The organism is Aeromonas sp. ASNIH8, assembly GCF_002919855.1.
GTDB classification, from domain to species: Bacteria; Pseudomonadota; Gammaproteobacteria; order Enterobacterales; family Aeromonadaceae; genus Aeromonas; species Aeromonas caviae.
Genome location: NZ_PQLN01000265.1, coordinates 1 through 697 on the forward strand (window position 1 = coordinate 1; position 697 = coordinate 697).

Annotated in this window: 1 pseudogene; it reads right to left on the reverse strand. The window is 49.6% G+C overall.

What is annotated here, in order from left to right:
• Positions 1–278 (reverse strand): annotated as a pseudogene (mreB, locus tag C3418_RS23830) (rod shape-determining protein MreB); the annotation flags it as partial.
• Between the last annotated feature and the right edge of the window lie 419 nt (positions 279–697).

The window sequence follows — 697 nt, forward strand, 5'->3', positions numbered from 1 at the left end:
TGCTGAAGCATTTTCTCGGTCACGAAGAAGTCAGCGATAACGCCGTCTTTCATCGGACGAATGGCAGCGATATTACCCGGCGTACGGCCAAGCATCTGCTTAGCGTCATGGCCTACAGCCGCTACGCTTTTCGGTGAACCAGCACGATCCTGACGAATGGCCACAACTGAAGGCTCATTCAGTACGATGCCTTGTCCTTTTACATAAATGAGGGTATTCGCGGTACCCAGGTCAATGGACAGGTCATTGGAAAACATGCCACGAAATTTTTTCAACATACTAAGGGATAATCCTGAAAGCTGGGGCGGAAAACAAAATCCGCTTACTTTACCAACCACACGCAGCAGCGACAAGGCGCAAAAATCGCCTGCTACGGTGAAAATTAGTGCAGCACGTTTCCTTTGTTACAAATCGTCGCCTGACTCCCTCAGGGCTGAGAAAACAGCAGCGTTCCTCACGTACATTTGTAACCCGTTAAAGGTCGTTCACTGTCATTTTGCTCGTCATACATCACGCTACAGGCGCGATATTCTACGTGAAAACTCACCAAACGGCAGGTTAAACAGAGTATCTTTGCGAATATTTTTTCACATTGCTGTCAAGAGGCTGAGAGGCCGCAAAAAAATCGCCCTGACCCCCTGTCACGCCGCGCTCTGTCAATGTCTGCCATTCCGTTCGCGACCGCACACCCGTAGCA